18 protein-coding genes and 1 other annotated feature are annotated in these 22271 nt (G+C 41.3%); all 18 genes read left to right on the forward strand.

All coding sequences use genetic code 11. The annotated features are described in order from the left end of the window. Window positions 1-11: 11 nt before the first annotated feature. Window positions 12-872: an SAM-dependent methyltransferase TehB gene (tehB, locus tag B7709_RS07110; RefSeq protein ID WP_084972247.1), complete on the forward strand. Its 861-nt coding sequence runs from the start codon at window positions 12-14 to the stop codon at window positions 870-872. Window positions 873-1043: 171 nt separating this feature from the next. Further along, window positions 1044-2192: a PDDEXK family nuclease gene (locus tag B7709_RS07115; RefSeq protein ID WP_084972621.1), complete on the forward strand. Its 1149-nt coding sequence runs from the start codon at window positions 1044-1046 to the stop codon at window positions 2190-2192. 74 nt (window positions 2193-2266) lie between these two features. Next, window positions 2267-3223, forward strand: coding sequence for a competence protein CoiA (locus B7709_RS07120; protein ID WP_084972248.1), 957 nt, complete (start codon window positions 2267-2269; stop codon window positions 3221-3223). Window positions 3224-3241: 18 nt separating this feature from the next. After that, window positions 3242-5044: an oligoendopeptidase F gene (gene pepF / locus B7709_RS07125; RefSeq protein WP_084972249.1), complete on the forward strand. Its 1803-nt coding sequence runs from the start codon at window positions 3242-3244 to the stop codon at window positions 5042-5044. A 1-nt stretch (window position 5045) separates the two neighbouring features. Beyond that, window positions 5046-5759, forward strand: a complete 714-nt coding sequence (locus B7709_RS07130) for an O-methyltransferase (RefSeq protein WP_068981916.1) — start codon at window positions 5046-5048, stop codon at window positions 5757-5759. A 47-nt stretch (window positions 5760-5806) separates the two neighbouring features. Beyond that, window positions 5807-6430, forward strand: coding sequence for a recombinase family protein (locus B7709_RS07135; protein ID WP_084972250.1), 624 nt, complete (start codon window positions 5807-5809; stop codon window positions 6428-6430). Between the two features lie 302 nt (window positions 6431-6732). Next, window positions 6733-7989: an LPXTG cell wall anchor domain-containing protein gene (locus tag B7709_RS10075; RefSeq protein WP_158085829.1), complete on the forward strand. Its 1257-nt coding sequence runs from the start codon at window positions 6733-6735 to the stop codon at window positions 7987-7989. Between the two features lie 189 nt (window positions 7990-8178). Then, the gene (gene prsA / locus B7709_RS07145; RefSeq protein WP_084972252.1) at window positions 8179-9126 is read left to right on the forward strand and encodes a peptidylprolyl isomerase PrsA; all 948 of its coding nucleotides are present in this window, start codon (window positions 8179-8181) and stop codon (window positions 9124-9126) included. A 190-nt stretch (window positions 9127-9316) separates the two neighbouring features. Next, entirely contained in the window at window positions 9317-10540 is a 1224-nt protein-coding gene (gene ftsW, locus B7709_RS07150; RefSeq protein ID WP_084972253.1) for a cell division peptidoglycan polymerase FtsW, read from the forward strand. A gap of 23 nt (window positions 10541-10563) precedes the next feature. Beyond that, on the forward strand, window positions 10564-13260 hold the full coding sequence (ppc, locus tag B7709_RS07155; RefSeq protein WP_084972254.1) for a phosphoenolpyruvate carboxylase: 2697 nt from the start codon (window positions 10564-10566) through the stop codon (window positions 13258-13260). Window positions 13261-13355: 95 nt separating this feature from the next. Beyond that, window positions 13356-13572 (forward strand) — a binding site (T-box leader). A 118-nt stretch (window positions 13573-13690) separates the two neighbouring features. Continuing rightward, window positions 13691-14686 carry a tryptophan ABC transporter substrate-binding protein gene (trpX, locus tag B7709_RS07160; protein ID WP_084972255.1) on the forward strand — a complete coding sequence of 332 codons (996 nt, stop codon included), beginning with the start codon at window positions 13691-13693 and terminating at the stop codon, window positions 14684-14686. Window positions 14687-14751: 65 nt separating this feature from the next. Continuing rightward, window positions 14752-15618 (forward strand): ABC transporter permease, encoded by an 867-nt coding sequence (locus B7709_RS07165; RefSeq protein ID WP_084860027.1) that lies wholly within the window; start codon window positions 14752-14754, stop codon window positions 15616-15618. Further along, window positions 15615-16373: an ABC transporter ATP-binding protein gene (locus B7709_RS07170; RefSeq protein WP_084972256.1), complete on the forward strand. Its 759-nt coding sequence runs from the start codon at window positions 15615-15617 to the stop codon at window positions 16371-16373. The genes B7709_RS07165 and B7709_RS07170 overlap by 4 nt, the downstream gene beginning before the upstream one ends. A gap of 185 nt (window positions 16374-16558) precedes the next feature. Next, a complete protein-coding gene (gene dnaG / locus B7709_RS07175; protein ID WP_084972257.1) occupies window positions 16559-18319 on the forward strand; it encodes a DNA primase in 1761 nt (586 codons plus the stop codon). Window positions 18320-18321: 2 nt separating this feature from the next. Continuing rightward, window positions 18322-19431, forward strand: a complete 1110-nt coding sequence (rpoD, locus tag B7709_RS07180; protein WP_000201893.1) for an RNA polymerase sigma factor RpoD — start codon at window positions 18322-18324, stop codon at window positions 19429-19431. A gap of 13 nt (window positions 19432-19444) precedes the next feature. Then, a complete protein-coding gene (locus B7709_RS07185; RefSeq protein WP_033585983.1) occupies window positions 19445-19774 on the forward strand; it encodes a metal-sulfur cluster assembly factor in 330 nt (109 codons plus the stop codon). Window positions 19775-19884: 110 nt separating this feature from the next. Then, window positions 19885-20928 carry a glycosyltransferase family 4 protein gene (locus B7709_RS07190; protein ID WP_193431703.1) on the forward strand — a complete coding sequence of 348 codons (1044 nt, stop codon included), beginning with the start codon at window positions 19885-19887 and terminating at the stop codon, window positions 20926-20928. An 8-nt stretch (window positions 20929-20936) separates the two neighbouring features. Beyond that, window positions 20937-22253 carry a glycosyltransferase family 4 protein gene (locus B7709_RS07195; protein ID WP_084972258.1) on the forward strand — a complete coding sequence of 439 codons (1317 nt, stop codon included), beginning with the start codon at window positions 20937-20939 and terminating at the stop codon, window positions 22251-22253. Window positions 22254-22271: the final 18 nt, after the last annotated feature.

Consider the following 22271-nt stretch of genomic DNA (forward strand, 5'->3'; position numbering starts at 1 on the left):
GAGGAATAATAATGGAAAAACTAATCGCCTATAAACGCATGCCCTTGTGGAATAAACAAACAATGCCCGAAGCTGTCCAGCAGAAGCACAATACCAAAGTGGGTACTTGGGGCAAGATTACAGTTGTAAAAGGAGCACTCAAGTTTATTGAGTTGACAGAGGATGGTGAGGTTCTAGCTGAACACCTTTTCCAAGCAGGGGCCGACAATCCCATGGCGCAACCGCAAGCCTGGCATCGAGTAGAGGCAGCCACAGATGATGTAGAATGGTACTTGGAGTTTTATTGTAGACCCGAGGATTACTTTTCTAAGAAGTACCAGACCAATCCAGTCCATTCAGAGGTTCTAGAGGCCATGCAGACGGTAAAACCTGGAAGAGCCTTGGACTTGGGTTGTGGTCAAGGCCGTAACGCTCTCTTTTTAGCCCAGCAAGGTTTTGATGTGACAGCTGTGGATCAAAATGAACTATCTCTTGAAATCTTGCAAAGTATCGTAGAGCAAGAGGATCTAGACATGCCTGTTGGACTTTATGATATCAATTCAGCCAGCATTAGGCAAGTCTATGATTTTATCGTTTCAACAGTTGTTCTCATGTTTCTTCAAGCGGACCGTATTCCAGCTATCATCCAAAATATGCAGGAGAAAACTACGGTCGGTGGCTACAACCTCATCGTCTGTGCCATGGACACGGAGGATTATCCTTGCTCGGTTAACTTCCCATTCACCTTTAAAGAAGGGGAATTGGCTGACTACTATAAGGAGTGGGAGTTGGTCAAGTACAATGAAAATCCAGGACATCTGCATCGTCGCGATGAAAATGGCAATCGCATTCAACTCCGATTTGCGACCATGCTCGCCAAGAAAATCAAGTAAATCAAATCTTTACAAATGAATAGAAACCACTTTGCAAGGTTTCTGTTCGTTTTTATTTGTGGCCTTAGATTGGGGCGAGCAGGATTTTATGCTATACTAAAAGTAGGAAATATGAGCAGTAGAGCTGTATTGCTCTCGGCTCAAGAAAGTGTGGATGATGGAGGTGGTCCAATGGCGAGTCTTTTGGTGGAATTGTATGATCGGCATGTATTGGAAAAGAATGTCTACCAAGCCTTTGTCAGTGATTGTGACGAGATTCTCTTCCTTTCTTTGACGAAAATAAGCAATAACGATAAACTTTCACTGCGTCACTTTATCACGGACGAAGTCCCCCATATCCAGCGTGTGATCTTTCGTCAGCTGTCTTTAGAACAACTAGCGGACCAGTTAGATTATTGCCTAGCAGGCTATGACAAAATCCTTCTTGATGTTTTTGGCGGAGATTCACTCCTTGCCTTATCTCTCTATCAATATGGCTTGGATCGCCACCTCCCCATCGTTGCCATGGATGTCGAGCGGGGCAAACAATACAAGTGGACAGCTAGTCAGTTGGAAAAAGAAGATTTGGACATTCCAACCCTAAGCATCCAACAGTTGATAGCCTTGCGTGGTGGAAAAATGCTCAAATCCAAACGCCCTGTCCACTCAGTTGAGCAAATTGCGGCCATAAAAAAACTAGCCAGCTCTGCCATTGCCAATCCTTCCCACTGGTATCAAGTGACCCAATTTTTCTCTCTAGCCAAGACCAATGACCTTCATGCTGAGACCAAAAAGATACTGGAAAACAACGGCAAGTATTATCACTACCCAGAATCCCTTATCCCTTTACTTGTGGAAGCGGGGATGCTTTGTATTGAAAGCGAAGACAAGAAACGAGTAGCATACAGCTTTCCAAGTCAAGAAGCTCAAGTCTTTTGCCGCAACAAGGGACATATTTTAGAGGTATATCTCTATCTCTTGGCGCTTGAATCTCAGCTGTTTGATGAGTGCATGATAGGCGGTGAGATTGATTGGAATGGCATCTTTCCAGAGGCAGATAATGTTCAAAATGAGATTGATGTCATTCTGAGAAAGGGACGCTCGATTACCTTTATCTCCTGCAAGATGACTGATTTATCAGTTGAAGCCATCAATGAGCTAGAAGTCTACGCCAATCATTTTGTTGGGGAGAGTTGCCTCAAGTTGATTGTCTGTACGGGAAAAATCAATCCTGTTTATGCCAATCGTTGTCAGGAATACGGCGTGCTCGTCATTAGGAGCGAGCAGATACCCAATCTCATTCCCATGCTGAAAAAATACTCTAAGAGGTTTAAAAGGTAGAAAAGTAATATGAAAGGCTGGAATTCCAGTCTTTTTTAGTTCTTTTTCGAATAAATGAGAAAAGGAGGTAGACCATGTTTGTAGCCAGAGATGCCAAGGGAAAATTGGTAAATGCACTCGAAAAAGACGTTACCAAGCAAGCTTATACCTGCCCCGCCTGTGGTGGTGGACTACGCTTACGCCAAGGACTGAGCATTCGAACGCACTTTGCCCATGAAAGGTTAAGAGATTGTATGGCCATTTTTGAGAATGAAAGTCCAGAACACTTGGGCAACAAAGAGGCCCTTTATCACTGGGCCAAGAAGGACAGTCAGGTCGCCTTAGAATATAGTCTGCCCGAGATTCAGCAGATAGCGGATGTTCTTGTCAATGAGAAACTAGCTCTGGAGGTTCAGTGCAGTCCCTTGTCTCAAAAGCTTTTAGGCGATAGAAGTCAAGGCTACCGAAGTCAGGGATACCAAGTTATCTGGCTACTGGGAGAAAAACTCTGGTTAAAAGAGCGATTAACACAACTGCAAAGGGGATTTCTCTATTTTAGTCAAAATATGGGATTCTATGTTTGGGAACTAGATCTCAAAAATCAAGTTCTGAGACTCAAATATCTTCTGCATCAGGACCTACGTGGCAAGCTTCATTTTCAGGTCAAGGAATTTCCCTTTGGTCAAGGAAATCTCTTGGAAATTTTACGATTTCCTTATCAGAAACAAAAACTGTCTTGTTTTGCAGTTGTGCAAGATACCACTATCTGTCACTACATTCGCCAACAGTTGTACTACCAAACCCCTTACTGGATGAAAAAACAGGAGGAGGCTTATCAACAAGGAGACAATTTATTAAACCGTCAACTGGACGACTGGTATCCCCAAGTCAGACCAATAGAATCGGGTGATTTTTTGCAGATTGAAACGGATTTGACTAGCTATTATAAAGAATTTTTCGCTTACTATCAAAAAAATATAAAAAATAATCGTCAAAAGCTCTATCCACCAGCCTTTTATCACTTATATTTTTCAGAAAATGTGATAAAATAGAAAGGATGGAGGAATCTTATGGTATTACAACGACATGAAATAAATGAAAAAGATACATGGGATCTTTCGACAATCTACCCAACAGACCAGGCTTGGGAAGAAGCCTTGAAAGACTTAACTGAAAAAGTACAAACAGCATCCCAGTATGAGGGACATCTCTTGGACAGCGCGGACAGTTTGCTTGAGATTACAGAATTCTCACTTGACTTGGAACGCCAAGTTGAAAAGCTTTATGTCTATGCACATATGAAAAATGACCAAGACACACGTGAAGCTAAGTATCAGGAGTACTATGCCAAGGCTATGACCCTCTACAGTCAGTTAGAACAAGCCTTTTCATTCTACGAACCTGAGTTTATGGAGATTAGCCAAGAGCAGTATACAGCCTTTCTAGAAGCTCAGCCGAAACTCCAAGTATACAAACACTTTTTTGACAAGCTCTTGCAAAAGAAAGACCATGTTCTTTCGCAACGTGAGGAAGAATTGCTTGCTGGAGCAGGAGAAATCTTTGGCTCGGCTAGTGAAACCTTCGCTATTTTGGACAATGCGGATATTAGCTTCCCATATGTCCTTGATGATGAAGGCAAGGAAGTGCAACTCTCACACGGAACTTACATCCGTTTGATGGAGTCTAAAAATCGTGAAGTGCGCCGTGGTGCCTATGAAGCCCTCTATGCGACATACGAGCAATTCCAACACACTTATGCTAAGACTTTGCAGACAAATGTTAAGGTGCAAAACTACCGCGCCAAAGTTCGCAACTATAAGAGCGCTCGCCATGCAGCCCTCGCTGCCAACTTTGTTCCTGAAAGTGTCTATGACAATCTAGTAGCAGCAGTTCGCAAGCATTTGCCACTCTTGCATCGTTACCTTGAACTTCGTTCTAAAATCTTGGGTATTTCAGATCTCAAGATGTACGATGTATACACACCACTATCTTCAGTAGAATACAGCTTTACCTACGAAGAAGCCTTGAAAAAGGCTGAAGAAGCCTTGGCAGTCTTGGGTGACGACTACTTGAGCCGTGTTAAACGGGCCTTTAGTGAGCGTTGGATTGATGTCTATGAAAACCAAGGCAAGCGTTCTGGTGCCTACTCTGGTGGTTCTTACGATACCAATGCCTTCATGCTTCTCAACTGGCAGGACAATCTAGACAATCTCTTTACCCTTGTCCATGAGACTGGTCACAGTATGCACTCCAGCTATACTCGTGAAACTCAACCTTATGTTTACGGAGATTACTCTATCTTTTTGGCAGAGATTGCCTCAACGACCAACGAAAATATCTTGACGGAGAAATTACTGGCAGAAGTAGAAGATGATGCAACTCGCTTTGCTATTCTCAATAACTTCTTGGATGGTTTCCGTGGAACAGTCTTCCGTCAAACTCAATTCGCTGAGTTTGAACATGCTATCCACCAAGCAGACCAAAATGGAGAAGTCTTGACAAGTGATTTCCTGAATAAACTCTATGCTGACTTGAACCAAGAGTACTATGGACTTAGCAAAGAAGACAATCCTGAAATTCAGTACGAATGGGCGCGCATTCCACACTTCTACTATAACTACTACGTATACCAGTATTCGACTGGTTTTGCAGCGGCTTCAGCCTTGGCTGAGAAGATTGTCCATGGTAGTCAGGAAGACCGTGACCGTTATATCGACTACCTCAAGGCAGGTAAGTCAGACTATCCACTCAATGTCATGAGAAAAGCGGGAGTGGATATGGAGAAGGAAGACTATCTCAACGACGCCTTTGCAGTCTTTGAACGCCGCTTGAATGAGTTTGAAGCCTTAGTTGAAAAATTGGGACTAGCTTAAGATGGTAGAGTCTTATAGTAAAAATGCCAATCACAATATGCGACGTCCCGTTGTCAAGGAAGAAATCGTAGAGTTCATGCGCCAGCGTCAAAAGCAGGTGACAGGTTCCTTGAAAGAATTGGAAACCTTCGCTCGTAAGGAAAATATTCCCATTATTCCTCATGAAACAGTCGCATATTTCCGTTTTCTCATGGAAAGTCTGCAGCCCAAGAACATTTTGGAGATTGGAACGGCAATTGGCTTTTCTGCCCTCCTGATGGCGGAACATGCACCAAATGCTAAGATTACAACCATTGACCGCAATCCTGAGATGATAGGCTTTGCCAAGGAAAACTTTGCCCAGTTTGACAGTCGCAAACAAATCACCCTCCTAGAGGGAGACGCAGTCGATGTCTTGTTAACCTTGACTGAAACATATGACTTTGTCTTTATGGATTCAGCCAAGTCCAAGTACATCGTCTTTCTACCAGAAATCCTTAAACACTTGGAAGTTGGTGGAGTAGTGGTTTTGGATGATATTTTCCAAGGAGGCGATGTTGCCAAGGACATCATGGAAGTCCGTCGGGGTCAACGCACCATTTACCGTGGTTTGCAAAGACTGTTCGACGCAACGTTAGACAATCCAGATTTAACAGCGACTTTAGTTCCACTTGGAGACGGTATTCTTATGCTACGAAAGAATGTGGAAAATGTAACTTTACCAGAAATGGAATAATATTAAAAATCGTATAATCCTTCTGTATCAAAAACAGGAGGATTTTTATGTCTCAAAACATCATCAATATTGGCTATGCACGCGTTTCAACCCACAAGCAAGATTTGGGCTTAGAGGTGCAAATCGATGCTCTCAAGCATTGTGCCCAGCTTTTTATCGAGCGTGAATCTGGCTCAAATAATGCACGCTCAGAACTCGAAAAGGCTCTAAAATTGGCCCAAACGCTTTCGAAAAAAGGAATGCAAGTCACTTTCACCATCTACAAACTTGATAGGCTCACCCGCTCCATGTTTAAATTGCTGAAAATAATCGAGCAGCTCAACGAACATCAAATCCAGCTCATCAGCCTGTATGAAAAGCTGGAAACCGATTCGCTCATTGGTAGGTTACTTTGTATGATTTTAGGATTTGTGGCAGAAAGTGAGCTGGAAAACTTGCGATTTCGTACCCGTGAAGGACTTCGTAAAGCCAAGGAAAAAGGCATCAAACTAGGTGCCAAGCGAATGTCAAAAGATAAGGAGGAGAGAATCATTGAGCAGTATTTGGCAGGGGAAACAAGCATCAGAACAATAGCAAAAACAGAACGAATTTCGACCTCAACCATCTATAAAGTCTTGGAACGAAACAAGGTGGCCAACAATCGCAAAAATGTTTCGCAAATTTCTTGCTAAAAACAAGATAAAATGCTACAATGAAGGCGTAAATATGTTTCGATTAACGACCGTTTGGCGAAACATTCAAAATAACAATGTGAATATTTCAGAAAATACAAATTTAACAAGGTTTTGAGTCTGTGTTAGATTTGTATTTTTTTTGTTTTTTAAGTGTATCGTTTAACGGTCCTTAGGCGATACACCAAAACCCTTGTCGCTCAAGTGGTTGAGGAGAACTTTACGAAAAACTAAATCAAAAATTATGCCTTTTGTAGTATTTACATACCTAAAAGGTAATCTACATGCCTAAGGAGGAAATGATGAAAACGAATAAAGTAACCAAATTTGGTATTTCTTTGCTTTCCGTTGCAGCTCTTGGCGTTGTTACGCCAGCTTTGACCGATAACCCTGTTTTTGGGATTAGTGTCGTAAAGGCTGACGAAAGTCAAGAGCCGCTAAATTTTAGAATCACATATCGTGATATTGATAGTGGGGAAGAAATCTCCGCTAAAATGATCGGGGTTCTATACCCTGGCCAATCTGTTAATATCTATAAAGAAATTAGCGGATACCAAATTGTCTCAAACTACGAATGGATGCCTAATTACAATGCATCCTACGACGTAGTGAGTATGTATTTTTATGGAGCTAATGGATACAATGATATGTATCTTAATTATAGGAAGTTAGAACCAACGCCAACTCCGACTCCGGAACCAGCGCCAACTCCAGGCAAAGATAAGGACAAGGAAAATCCAAAACCAGGAGTAAAACCAGAGACCAAACCTTCAGAAACACCAAAACCAGAAGTAAAACCGGAAACTAAACCTTCTGATACGCCAAAACCAGAAGTGACACCTGAGACTAAACCATCTGAAACTCCAAAACCAGAAGTTAAGCCAGAGACCAACCCTTCAGAAACTCCAAAACCAGAAGTAAAACCGGAAACTAAACCTTCAGAGACTTCAAAACCAGAAGTTAAGCCGGAAACCAACCCTTCAGAGACTTCAAAACCAGAAGTTAAGCCGGAAACCAACCCTTCAGAGACACCAAAACCAGAAGTAAAACCGGAAACTAAGCCTTCAGAAACTCCGAAACCAGAGGTTAAGCAGGAAACTAAGCCTTCAGAAACACCGAAACCAGAAGTAAAACCGGCAACTAAACCTTCAGAAACTCCGAAACCAGAGGTGAAACCGGAAACTAAGCCTTCAGAAACACCGAAACCAGAAGTAAAACCGGCAACTAAACCTTCAGAAACTCCGAAACCAGAGGTGAAACCGGAAACTAAACCTTCAGAGGCTTCAAAACCAGAAGTAAAACCGGAAACTAAACCTTCAGAGACTTCAAAACCAGAAGTAAAACCGGAAACCAAACCACAAACTAATTCGAATACTGCTCCACAAGCTCCTGTAAAACCTGTTGGGCAAGATTCAAACACTAAAGCTGACAAACCTGTTTCGAAACCAGAAACTACAGCCCTACCAAACACTGGCGAACAAAATTCAATTCTTGGATTTGCAGGCTTCCTCCTTGCAAGTCTTGGTCTAGCAGGCTTGACTTACAAAGGACGTCACTAAAAAATAATATAAGATAAACAAAGAACTTGAACCGTTGTTCAGGTTCTTTTTGGAATGAAAAAAATTGAATCGTTAAAAATTTAAAAGCTACTATTTTTAGTCTTATTTAAGTTATCTGCTATAAAATATGGTATAATGATTGAGTTGGTCTAGAGAAATTTTTGACCGTTTTTAGAAAAAGGAGTAAACATGAAGAAAAAACTATTGGCAGGAGCCATTACCTTATTATCTGTAGCGACTTTGGCTGCTTGTTCAAAAAGTTCTGAAGGAGCTGACCTCATCAGTATGAAGGGTGATGTTATCACTGAACACCAATTTTATGAACAAGCCAAAAACAACCCAACTGCACAACAAGTCTTGCTCAATATGACGATAGAAAAAGTATTTGAAAAGCAATATGGGTCTGAAGTGACTGAACAAGAAGTAGATGATGCCGTTGCCGAAGAGCAGAAGAAATACGGCGACAGTTATCAAAATGTTCTCTCACGTGCGGGGATGACTCCTGAGACTCGTAAAGCTCAAATTCGCACCAGCAAATTGGTTGAATTGGCAGTTAAGAAAGCAGCAGAAAATGAATTGACTGACGAAGTTTACCAAAAAGCTTTCGAAGCTTACACACCCGATGTGACAGCGCAAATCATCCGTATGGATAATGAAGACAAGGCAAAAGAAGTGCTCGAAAAAGCAAAAGCTGAAGGAGCTGATTTTGCCCAGTTGGCAAAAGACAACTCTAATGATGACAAGACAAAAGAAAATGGTGGTGAGATTACTTTTGACTCGGCATCTACAGAACTTCCAGAACAAGTTAAGAAGGCTGCCTTTGCCTTGGATGTAAATGGGGTATCTGATGTGATTAGAGCAACTGGTCCCCAAGCTTATAGTAACCAATTCTACATCATCAAAGTAACCAAGAAAACAGAAAAATCCTCAAATTTAGATGATTACAAAGAAAAATTAAAAACTGTCATTTTGACACAGAAACAAAACGATGCTTCCTTCGTTCAGAGTGTCATCGGAAAAGAATTCCAAGCAGCAAATATTAAAATAAAAGACCCTGCTTTCCAGAGTATTTTTGCTCAATATATTGGAAGTGGAGACTCAAGCTCAAGTTCAAGCAGTAGCTCATCAGCAGAATAAAAAAGAAAAATACAAACTTTGTCTTGAAGTTTGTATTTTTTTCTAATCAATTTAGTCCAAAGAGCAAAATTCGAAGGATTAAAGGATAAGAGTTTTTTTCTTTCTGAAAAAATGGTATAATAGCAATCAAAACTAGAAAATAAAACGGAATTGGGAACAGATTTCTCTGTTCCTATTAGAGTGGTGACATATGAAAATTAGTAAAAGGCACCTATTGAACTATTCCATTTTGATTCCTTACCTCCTTTTATCGATTTTGGGTCTAATCGTCGTTTACTCAACGACGAGTGCTACCCTGATCCAAGAGGGGAAAAGCGCTCTTCAGTTAGCTCGGAACCAAGGAATGTTTTGGATAATCAGTTTGATTTTGATTGCCTTAATTTATAAACTGAAACTTGGTTTTTTAAGAAATGAACGCTTGATTTTTATCGTTATGTTTGTGGAGATGATTCTCTTGGCTTTGGCGCGGTTAATTGGTACCCCAATCAATGGTGCCTATGGTTGGATTTCTGTAGGGCCAGTGACGATTCAACCCGCAGAGTACCTAAAGATTATTATTATTTGGTACCTAGCCCATCGATTTTCAAAACAACAAGATGAGATAGCGGTCTATGATTTTCAAGTCTTGACCCAAAATCAATGGCTGCCTCGTGCTTTTAATGACTGGCGTTTTGTTTTGTTGATTTTGATAGGTAGTTTGGGAATTTTCCCAGATTTGGGAAATGCGACTATCTTGGTGATGGTATCACTGATTATGTATACAGTCAGTGGGATTGCCTACCGTTGGTTTTCAACTTTCTTAGCTCTTTTGGCAGGTGGTTCGATTCTAGTCTTGTCTGTCATTCGCTTTGTCGGGGTTGAAAAGTTTTCTCAAATTCCAGTGTTTGGCTACGTTGCTAAACGTTTCAGTGCCTTCTTTAATCCTTTTAATGACTTGGCAGGCGCAGGACATCAGCTTGCAAATTCCTACTATGCCATGGTGAATGGTGGCTGGTTTGGACTTGGATTAGGAAATTCCATCGAAAAGCGTGGTTATTTGCCAGAAGCCCACACAGATTTCGTCTTTTCGATCGTTATTGAGGAATTTGGATTTGTAGGAGCGAGTATGATTTTGGCACTCCTCTTCTTCTTGATTTTGAGAATCATCCTAGTCGGTATTCGAGCTAAGGATCCCTTTAACTCTATGGTTGCTATCGGTGTCGGAGGCATGATCCTTGTTCAGGTCTTTGTCAATATTGGTGGGATTTCCGGGTTAATTCCTTCTACAGGGGTAACCTTCCCCTTCCTTTCACAAGGGGGAAATAGTCTCCTGGTCTTATCCGTAGCCATTGCCTTTGTACTAAATATCGATGCCAGTGAAAAACGTGCCAAACTTATCAGAGAATATGAAAGTCAAACTTCTGCTACTCTGTAAAGATTGTATGGAAAGGAAAGTTTATGTCACTTCAAAAATTAGAAAACTATAGCAATAAAGCCGTTGTCCAAGAAGAAGTCTTGATTTTGACGGAGCTATTAGAAGATATCACAAAAAATATGCTGGCCCCAGAGACCTTTGATAAAATCATGCAGTTGAAGAACTTGTCTACAAGCGAAGACTATCAAGGACTCAATAAATTGGTGACCAGTCTTTCGAATGAAGAAATGATTTATATTTCTCGCTATTTCTCAATCCTTCCACTCTTGATCAATATCTCTGAAGATGTGGATTTGGCTTACGAGATTAACCATCAAAACAATATCGACCAGGACTATCTAGGCAAATTATCTACAACCATAAAGATGGTGGCTGAAAAAGAAAACGCAGCTGAAATTCTAGAAAAGTTAAATGTAGTTCCTGTCTTGACTGCCCACCCGACTCAAGTACAACGCAAGAGTATGCTGGACTTGACCAACCATATCCATACTCTCTTGCGCAAGTACCGTGATGTCAAACTAGGTTTGATTAATAAAGAAAAATGGCATACCGATCTCCGTCGTTATATTGAAATTATCATGCAAACGGACATGATTCGCGAGAAGAAATTGAAAGTAACCAACGAGATCACCAACGTGATGGAGTACTATCAGAGTTCTTTCTTGAATGCTGTTCCTCGTTTGACGGCTGAGTATAAGAAACTGGCTAAGGAACAAGGTATCGAACTCCAACATCCAAAACCGATTACCATGGGGATGTGGATCGGAGGAGACCGTGATGGAAATCCTTTCGTAACGGCAGAAACCCTCAACAAATCAGCCTTGACCCAGTGTGAAGTCATCATGAATTACTACGATGAGAAGATTTATAACCTCTATCGTGAATTCTCACTTTCAACCAGCATCGTGAATGTCAGCGACAAGGTTCGTGAGATGGCGCTGAAGTCTCAGGACAACTCGATTTATCGTGAAAAAGAACTCTATCGTCGTGCTCTCTTTGATATCCAAGCTAAGATGCAGGCAACCAAGGCTTATTTGATTGAAGACAAGGATCTTCAGCCTAGATATGCTACCGCAGATGAATTTTATCAAGACTTGTTGGCCATCCGAGATTCTCTATTAGAGAACAAAGGTGAGTACCTGATTTCAGGAGAATTTGTAGAGTTGATGCAGGCAGTTGAAATCTTTGGCTTCTATCTTGCCTCTATCGACATGCGCCAAGATTCGAGTGTCCATGAAGCTTGTGTGGCAGAATTGCTAGCATCAGCTGGTATTAACGACCATTATAGCGACCTTTCTGAAGATGAAAAATGCGCTCTCCTCTTAAAAGAGTTGGAAGAAGACCCTCGTATCCTTTCAGCAACTCATGCTGAAAAGTCAGAACTTCTTGAGAAAGAGTTGTCTATCTTTAAGGCTGCTCGTAAATTGAAGGATAAACTGGGTGAAAATGTCATTCGTCAAACCATCATTTCTCACGCAACAAGTGTATCCGATATGCTCGAGCTAGCAATCATGCTCAAAGAAGTCGGCTTGGTGGATGCCCAAAAAGCCCGTGTCCAAATTGTTCCCCTGTTTGAGACTATCGAGGACTTGGATCATTCGGAAGAAACCATGAGAAAATACTTCTCTCTTCCTTTAGCTAAAAAATGGATTGCTTCAAAAGATAACTATCAGGAAATCATGCTCGGTTACTCTGATAGTAACAAGGACGGTGGTTACTTGTCCTCATGTTGGACCCTTTACAAGGCGCAGCAACAACTAACTGCTATCGGTGACGAATTTGGCGTTAAGGTCACTTTCTTCCATGGTCGTGGTGGTACTGTGGGTCGTGGTGGTGGCCCAACTTATGAAGCCATTACATCTCAACCGCTCAAGTCTATCAAGGATCGTATCCGTTTGACTGAGCAAGGAGAAGTGATTGGAAACAAATACGGAAACAAAGACGCTGCTTATTACAATCTTGAGATGCTGGTTTCTGCAGCCATTAATCGTATGATTACTAAGAAGAAGAGTGATACCAATACGTCAAACCGTTACGAAGCCATTATGGACCAAGTAGTGGATCGTAGCTACGATATCTACCGTGACTTGGTCTTTGGAAATGAACATTTCTATGACTATTTCTTTGAGTCCAGTCCGATTAAGGCTATTTCAAGCTTTAATATCGGTTCGCGTCCAGCTGCTCGTAAGACCATTACAGAAATCGGTGGTCTACGTGCTATCCCTTGGGTCTTCTCATGGTCACAAAGTCGTGTCATGTTCCCTGGATGGTATGGAGTAGGATCGAGCTTTAAAGAGTTTATTGATCAAGATCCGAAAAATATCGAGTTTCTTCGTGACATGTACCAAAACTGGCCTTTCTTCCAATCTTTACTTTCCAATGTAGACATGGTCTTGTCTAAGTCTAACATGAACATTGCCTTTGAATATGCCAAGCTCTGTGAAGATGAAGAAGTGCAGGCTATCTACTACACTATTTTAGATGAATGGCAATTGACTAAGGATGTTATTTTAGCTATTGAAGGTTATGACGAACTCTTGGCAGAAAACTCTTACCTAAAAGACAGTCTAAACTATCGTATGCCTTACTTTAATATTCTTAACTACATCCAGTTGGAGTTGATTAAACGTCAACGTCGTGGCGAATTGTCAGCAGACGAAGAAAGATTGATTCATATAACCATTAACGGAATTGCAACAGGTTTGCGTAATTCAGGTTGATTTTTTCTAAACTTCCTCTTTTTCAAGGGGAAGTTTTTGAATAGTTTAAAAAATTCTAAAAATAGTCTTGACAAGTAATTGAAAAATGATATAATTTAAACATTCAGAAAGTAATCATTGAAATTTTTTAGAGAGTCTGTGGTTGGTGGAAACAGATAAATGAAAGTGATGAAAATTGGGCTGAATGTTATTAAGAATTTGAAATCATAAAAATTCGGTGAGCACACCTTACAGTGCAACTCGTGAATGCGAGAAAGAGCGATAGGGATATTCCCTATAATTGAGGTGGCACCGCGCATCGACGTCCTCACACAAGTTTTTTGTGTGAGGACTTTTTCTATGGGGAGGAAAGATATTGGAATTTAAACGATGGCATCGCTTGATGATGTGATTTAAAAAGTTAAGGTAAAAGAATTAAGGAGAAAGAAAAATGAAAAATAAACGTTTGATTGGAATTGTCGCTGGATTAGCAGTATTGGTAGTGGCTAGCTTGATTTATTCATCAATGAACAAGCCAGCAGCTAAGGAAGAGCAAAAGGTCGCTAAGGTTGGTGTCCTTCAATTTGTTAGTCACCCATCCTTGGACTTGATTTACCAAGGGATTCAAGATGGATTAGCTGAAGAAGGCTATAAAGGTGACCAAGTAAAAATCGACTTTATGAACTCAGAAGGTGATCAGAGCAAGGTTGCAACCATGAGTAAACAATTGGTGGCAAATGGAAACGATGTCGTTGTTGGGATTGCAACACCAGCTGCTCAAGGACTCGCTAGTGCTACAAAAGACCTACCTGTTATCATGGCTGCTATTACAGACCCAATCGGTGCTAACTTGGTCAAAGATTTGAAAAAACCAGGTGGCAACATCACAGGGGTGTCAGATCATAACCCAGCTGAACAGCAAGTGGAATTGATTAAAACTTTGACACCAAATGTCAAAACAATCGGCGCTCTTTACTCAAGTAGCGAAGATAACTCAAAAACACAGGTAGAAGAATTCAAGGCTTATGCTGAAAAAGCAGGTTTGACAGTCGAAACCTTTGCTGTTCCATCAACAAATGAAATTGCTTCAACAGTCAATGTCATGACAAGCAAGGTCGATGCAATCTGGGTTCCAATTGACAACACCATCGCATCAGCATTTTCAACAGTTGTTTCAAGTAACCAAACAGCTAAAAAGCCAATCTACCCAAGTGCCACTGCCATGGTAGAAGCAGGTGGATTAGCATCTGTAGTAGTTGACCAACACGATCTTGGAGTGGCTACTGGTAAAATGATTGCAAAAGTTTTGAAAGGTGAAAAACCAGCTGATACGCCAGTCAATGTCTTTTCAACTGGTAAGTCAGTGATTAACAAAAAACTAGCTCAGGAATTTGGTATCACCATTCCTGAGTCCGTTCTAAAAGAAGCAGGACAAGTGATTGAATAAAGATAAAGGAGGAGCTGGACACATCTCCTCCCATTTTTACTAAAGAAAGAAATGAGTGAAAGATTATGATAGTATCCATTATTTCTCAGGGAATGGTCTGGGCGATTCTAGGTTTGGGAATCTTTATGACTTTCCGAATTTTGAATTTTCCAGATATGACTACTGAGGGCTCTTTTCCTCTAGGGGGAGCAGTAGCTGTAACCTTGATAACGCAGGGAGTCAACCCATTTTTAGCGACCTTAGCTGCAGTAGGAGCGGGATGTCTAGCTGGAATGGCGACGGGACTCTTATATACCAAAGGAAACATTCCAACTCTCTTATCAGGGATTCTGGTCATGACTTCTTGCCATTCCATCATGCTCATGATTATGGGACGTGCTAATCTGGGGCTTCTTGGAACCAAGCAAATTCAGGATGTCTTGCCTTTTGATTCAGACCTTAACCAACTCTTGACTGGATTAATCTTTGTAGCTCTTGTTATTGGCCTTATGCTCTTTTTCCTAGATACCAAACTAGGTCAGGCATACATCGCTACAGGTGACAATCCTGATATGGCTCGTAGCTTTGGTATCAATACGGGACGTATGGAACTCATGGGCTTGGTTCTCTCAAATGGGATTATCGCGCTTGCAGGGGCCTTAATTGCTCAACAAGAAGGATATGCGGATGTTTCACGAGGTATCGGGGTTATCGTAGTTGGTCTAGCTAGCTTGATTATTGGTGAGGTTTTGTTTAAGAGTTTGACTCTGGCAGAGCGCCTCATGACCATCGTCGTTGGCTCTATCGCCTATCAGTTCCTCGTCTGGGGAGTGATTGCTCTTGGGTTTAATACAAGTTATCTTCGTTTGTACAGCGCCTTGATTTTGGCAGTTTGCCTTATGATTCCAACCTTCAAAAGCAAATACCTGAAAGGAGTCAAGTTTAGCAAATGACAGCAATTGTAGAATTAAAAAATGCCACCAAAGTCATCACGAATGGCTATGACGAGGAAAAAATCATACTGAATGATGTTTCTCTTGAAATTTTCGAACATGATTTCATTACCATTCTAGGTGGAAATGGAGCAGGGAAGTCAACGCTTTTTAACACTATTGCAGGTACCTTACCTTTAACAAGTGGCAGTATCCGTATCATGGGCGAGGACGTGACGCATTTTTCACCTGAAAAGCGGGCTAAGTACCTGTCTCGTGTCTTTCAGGATCCTAAGATGGGTACGGCTCCCCGTATGACGGTAGCGGAAAATCTCTTGATTGCCAAGTTTCGTGGTGAGAAGAGAGGACTCCTTCCTAGGAGACTTTCAAGCCATAGAGAAGAATTTCAGGCTACCATTGAAAAAGTGGGAAATGGTCTTGAAAAGCATCTAGATACTCCGATTGAGTTTCTATCAGGTGGACAACGTCAGGCCTTGAGTCTCTTAATGGCAACCTTGAAGCGACCTGAGTTGCTCTTGTTGGATGAACACACAGCCGCCCTTGACCCAAAGACCAGTGTTGCTTTGATGGAGTTAACAGATGACTTTGTCAGCAAAGATCATCTAACAGCCTTGATGATTACCCACCATATGGAGGATGCACTGAAGTATGGCAATCGTCTGATTGTCATGAAGGAAGGTCGTATCATCCAAGACCTCAATAAAGAAGAAAAAGCTAAGATGAAAATCTCAGACTACTATCAATTATTTGAATAGATGAGTGAAATAATCATCAAAAAATAGAGAAGAGAAACTTAGAAGCATTAAAGTGTTTATATCTTCTTTCTATCTAGAAAAATAAGGCAAAGAGAATTACGGAAAGCGTATGAAATGGTTTACTTTTTTTCAGAAATAAGCTATACTAGTTTACGTGAAACTATGATAAGATGGAGGTATTGTGTATGGTTGACAAGCAAGTCATTGAAGAAATCAAAAACAATACCAACATTGTGGAAGTCATAGGCGACGTGATTTCTTTACAAAAGGCTGGACGGAACTATTTAGGGCTCTGTCCTTTTCATGGTGAAAAGACCCCCTCTTTCAACGTTGTGGAAGACAAGCAGTTCTACCATTGTTTCGGTTGTGGGCGCTCAGGAGATGTCTTTAAGTTCATCGAAGAATACCAAGGTGTGTCCTTTATGGAAGCCGTTCAGCTCTTAGGGGAGCGGGTTGGTGTTCAACTAGCAATGCCTGTCCAGTCTCGTCCTCAACAGGCTTCGCCCCATCAAGCTCTATATGACATGCATGAAGAAGCTGCACGCTTTTACCATGCAATCCTCATGACGACCAAGATGGGAGAAGAAGCAAGGACTTATCTCTACAAACGCGGATTGACGGATGAGGTTTTGAAGCACTTCCAAATTGGATTGGCTCCAGCAGAAAGAAACTATCTTTACCAACGTTTATCTGGCAAGTTTGAAGAAAAGGATTTGTTGGATTCTGGTTTGTTTTATTTGTCAGATGACAATCAGTTTTTTGATACCTTTTTCGGACGTATTGTCTTTCCTTTGACTAACGACAAGGGACAGGTCATTGCTTTTTCAGGTCGTATCTGGCAAGAAGTCGATAATCAGAGTGCCAAATACAAAAATAGTCGTTCCACTGCAATTTTTAACAAGAGTTACGAATTGTATCATTTGGACAAGGCTAAAAAGGGAACGGGTAAGATCACAGAACTCTATCTGATGGAAGGTTTCATGGATGTTATCGCGGCCTACCGTGCTGGTATAGAAAATGCTGTAGCTTCCATGGGGACAGCTCTGAGCAAGGAACATGTTGATCACCTCAAACGCTTTACCAAAAAGATAGTTCTCAGCTATGATGGTGACAAGGCAGGACAGGCAGCGACAGCCAAAGCTCTGGAAGAATTAAAAGATTTCTCAGTGGAAGTTGTCCGAGTACCTGATGCTATGGACCCAGATGAGTATTTACAAAAGAATTCTCCTGAAGATTTGGCCTACCTCTTAACCAAGACACGGATTAGTCCCATAGAGTTCTATATTCACCAACTCAAACCTGAAAATAGTGATAACTTGCAAGCGCAAATCGAGTTCATTGAAAAGATTGCGCCCTTAATCGCCAAAGAAAAGTCTATCACAGCCCAGAATTCTTATATCCACATTCTGGCGGATAACCTACCTTCCTTTGATTACCAGCAAGTAGAACAGATTGTAAATGAAAGTCGAATTGTTCAAAGGCAGGAGAGGGTAAAGGAGCATCCTACACCAGTAGGGATTAGTTTACCTGTGACCCGGCAACTGACAGCAGTCATGAGAGCAGAGGCTCATCTCCTTTATAGGATGGCTGAAAATCCAGTTGTGTTAAATGACTACCGATTAAGAGAAGATTTTTTCTTTGATACCCCAGAATTTCAGATTCTTTACGAATTATTAAGTGTAGAGGGAGAAATCGGATCAGAGGAACTGTCTCATCAGACTCCTGAGGTTGAAAATGCTTGGTACCATGTGCTTAGTCTAGATTTGCCAGCTGAGATGTCTCCTCAAGAACTTTCTGAAGTCGAAGCGACTCGTAACCGTGCCCTCCTCAGCAAGGACAACTTAAGAATTAAAAAGAAAGTGCAGGAAGCTAGTCATGTAGGAGATACAGACACAGCCTTGGAAGAATTGCAACGATTGATTTCCCAAAAGAGAAGAATGGAGTAATAATGGCAACAAAACAAAAAGAAGTAACCACATTTGATGTGCAAGTAGCAGACTTTATCCGTAACCACAAAAAAACAGGAACAGCAACAGATGATGAAATCAACTCAAGTCTGGTGATTCCTTTTACTCTTGATGCAGACGGCATTGAGGATCTTTTGCAACGGATTCAGGATGCTGGAATTTCTATCACAGATAACGAAGGAAATCCAAGTGCACGTGTCCTTAGTACAGAAGAAGAGCCTGAACTCAGTGATGAGGACTTGATTGGCTCAACCTCTGCCAAGGTTAATGACCCTGTCCGTATGTATTTGAAAGAGATTGGGGTTGTTCCTCTCTTGACCAATGAAGAGGAAAAAGAATTGGCCCTAGCTGTTGAAGCTGGTGATATCGAAGCCAAACAGCGTCTTGCAGAAGCCAACCTACGTTTGGTAGTTTCGATTGCTAAGCGATATGTAGGTCGTGGTATGCAGTTTCTTGATTTGATTCAAGAAGGAAACATGGGCTTGATGAAAGCAGTTGACAAGTTTGACTATTCAAAAGGTTTTAAGTTTTCTACTTATGCAACTTGGTGGATTCGTCAGGCGATCACTCGTGCTATTGCTGATCAGGCTCGTACCATTCGTATTCCTGTTCACATGGTTGAAACGATTAACAAGCTTGTCCGTGAACAGCGTAATCTCCTTCAAGAATTGGGCCAAGATCCGACACCTGAACAAATCGCTGAGCGTATGGATATGACACCTGACAAGGTCCGTGAAATCTTGAAAATCGCCCAAGAACCAGTATCTCTTGAAACACCGATTGGTGAAGAAGACGATAGCCATCTTGGGGACTTTATCGAAGACGAAGTGATTGAAAATCCAGTGGACTACACAACGCGTATCGTTTTGCGTGAACAATTGGATGAAGTGTTAGACACTTTGACTGACCGTGAAGAGAACGTTTTGCGCCTTCGTTTTGGTTTGGACGATGGGAAAATGCGTACTCTTGAAGATGTTGGTAAAGTCTTTAACGTAACTCGTGAACGTATCCGTCAGATTGAGGCCAAGGCTTTGAGAAAACTACGTCAACCAAGTCGCAGCAAACCGCTTCGTGATTTTATTGAAGATTAGAGTGAGGATGAATATGGCTTATACAGAAGAGCAAATTGAGGCTATCAAAACACGCATTTTAAATGCCTTGGAAGAAGTCATCGACCCTGAGTTGGGAATTGATATTGTCAACCTAGGTTTGATTTATGAAATTCGTTTTGATGGTGAAACTGGCCACACTGAAATTGATATGACCTTAACAACTATGGGCTGCCCACTGGCTGACCTCTTAACAGATCAGATACACGATGCGATGACAGATGTGCCTGAGGTAACCAATACCGAAGTTAAATTGGTCTGGTATCCAGCTTGGACTGTTGAAAAAATGAGTCGCTATGCACGTATCGCCCTAGGAATTAAATAAACAGTAAAAAATAGAAGAGACGATTGGAAAATAGGATAAATTCTTCTTTTTCCTCTAGTCTCTTCTTTCTTTTGCTGATTTTCTAGAAATAAAATGGTATAATGAATGGTATGGAAAACGAAAAATTGCGTATTAATATGCTAAGCTCAAGTGAAAAAGTGGCTGGTCAAGGAGTATCAGGAGCCTACCGTGAGTTGGTCCGTCTCCTACATCGTGACGCCAAAGACCAGTTAATTGTTACGGAAAATCTTCCTGTAGAGGCGGATGTAACTCACTTTCATACCATTGATTTCCCTTATTATTTATCTACATTTCAAAAGAAGCGATCTGGGAGAAAAATTGGCTATGTGCATTTTTTGCCTGATACGCTTGAAGGGAGTTTGAAGATTCCATTTTTCCTAAAAGGAATTATCAAACGCTATGTTTTTTCATTTTACAACCGAATGGAACACTTGGTGGTGGTTAATCCCATGTTTATAGAGGATTTGGTAGCGGCTGGTATTCCACGTGAAAAAGTAACGTATATTCCAAATTTTGTAAACAAAGAAAAATGGCATTCGCTGCCAGCTGATCAAGTAGCAAAACTTCGTCAGGAAATGGATTTAACTGAGGATCAGTTTGTTGTTGTCGGTGCGGGTCAGGTTCAGAAACGTAAAGGGATTGATGACTTTATCCGTCTTGCTGAGGAATTGCCAGAAATTACCTTTATCTGGGCAGGTGGTTTTTCATTTGGTGGAATAACAGATGGTTATGAACGCTACAAGAAGATTATGGACAATCCACCAAAAAATCTAATTTTCCCAGGTATTGTTCCTCCAGAGCGAATGCGAGAACTCTACGCTTTGGCGGATCTCTTCTTGCTACCAAGTTACAACGAATTATTCCCGATGACCATCTTAGAGGCAGCTAGTTGCGAGGCGCCTATTATGTTGAGGGATTTAGATCTATATAAGGTCATTCTCGATGGGAATTATCGTGCTACAAGTGATGTTTCAGAGATGAGAGAAGCCATTCTCGAATACAAAAATCATCCTGAAAAGTTGAAAGACTTGAAAGAAAAAGCTCGCGAGATCTCCAAAGAGTACTCCGAGGAGCACTTGTTGGAAATTTGGCTAAAATTCTATCGAGAACAGGCTGCTTTGGGCAAAAAGTGAGGTAGTTTATGCGAATTGGTTTATTTACAGACACCTATTTTCCTCAGGTTTCTGGGGTTGCGACTAGTATTCGAACCTTAAAGACAGAGCTTGAAAAGCAGGGACATGCGGTTTTTATCTTTACAACCACTGATAAAGACGTGAACCGCTACGAGGATTGGCAAATCATTCGAATTCCGAGTGTTCCCTTCTTTGCATTTAAGGATCGACGTTTTGCTTATCGTGGATTTACAAAGGCACTTGAAATTGCTAAACAGTATCAGCTAGATATCATTCATACGCAAACAGAGTTTTCACTAGGTTTACTAGGGATTTGGATTGCAAGAGAATTGAAAATTCCTGTTATTCATACCTACCATACCCAGTACGAAGATTATGTGCATTATATTGCTAAGGGTATGTTGATTCGTCCAAGTATGGTAAAATATCTGGTACGGGGCTTCCTTCACGATGTTGATGGAGTGATTTGTCCTAGTGAGATTGTTCGGGATCTTCTATCTAAGTACAAAGTCAAGGTTGAAAAACGTGTTATCCCAACTGGTATTGAGTTAGCTAAGTTTGAACGACCTGAGATTAAAGAAGAGAATTTAGCTGCCCTTCGACTTAAACTTGGGATTAAAGAAGACGAGAAAATGTTACTGAGTCTTTCTCGTATCTCCTATGAGAAGAATATCCAAGCGGTCCTAGCCGCCTTTGCGCAGGTTTTGAAAGAAGAAGACAAGGTGAAACTGGTTGTTGCTGGTGACGGTCCTTATCTGGACAGTCTGAAAGAACAAGCCGTCCAGTTGCGAATTCAAAATCAAGTGATTTTTACTGGTATGATCGCCCCAAGTGAAACAGCCTTGTACTATAAGGCGGCAGATTTCTTTATCTCTGCATCCACTAGTGAAACCCAAGGTTTGACTTATCTAGAGAGTCTAGCCAGTGGAACGCCTGTCATCGCTCATGGCAATCCTTATCTGGATAATCTGATCAGTGACAAGATGTTTGGAACTCTCTACTATGGAGAACAGGATCTTGCAGGTGCCATCTTGGAGTCTTTGATTGCCACTCCAGATATGGATGAGCAGAAGTTGGCTGACAAGTTGTATGAGATTTCGGCTGAGAATTTTGGGAAACGAGTCCATGAGTTTTATCTCGATGCCATTATTTCAAATAAATTTAAGCAGGAGCTACGTGGCGACGAACCCATGACACAGCGATTCCTGAAGACGGTTCTTTATCTACCTCAGCAGGCTGTTTCAGCTCCAGTTAAAGAATCCAAACGAATATTAAAGGCTTCTAAAAAGCAGTTGTCTAGCTTCCGGGATTACTGGAGAGATTAGTAAAAATATAGGAGAATA

The organism is Streptococcus oralis subsp. dentisani, assembly GCF_002096335.1.
In the GTDB taxonomy this organism is placed as follows: domain Bacteria; phylum Bacillota; class Bacilli; order Lactobacillales; family Streptococcaceae; genus Streptococcus; species Streptococcus oralis_Z.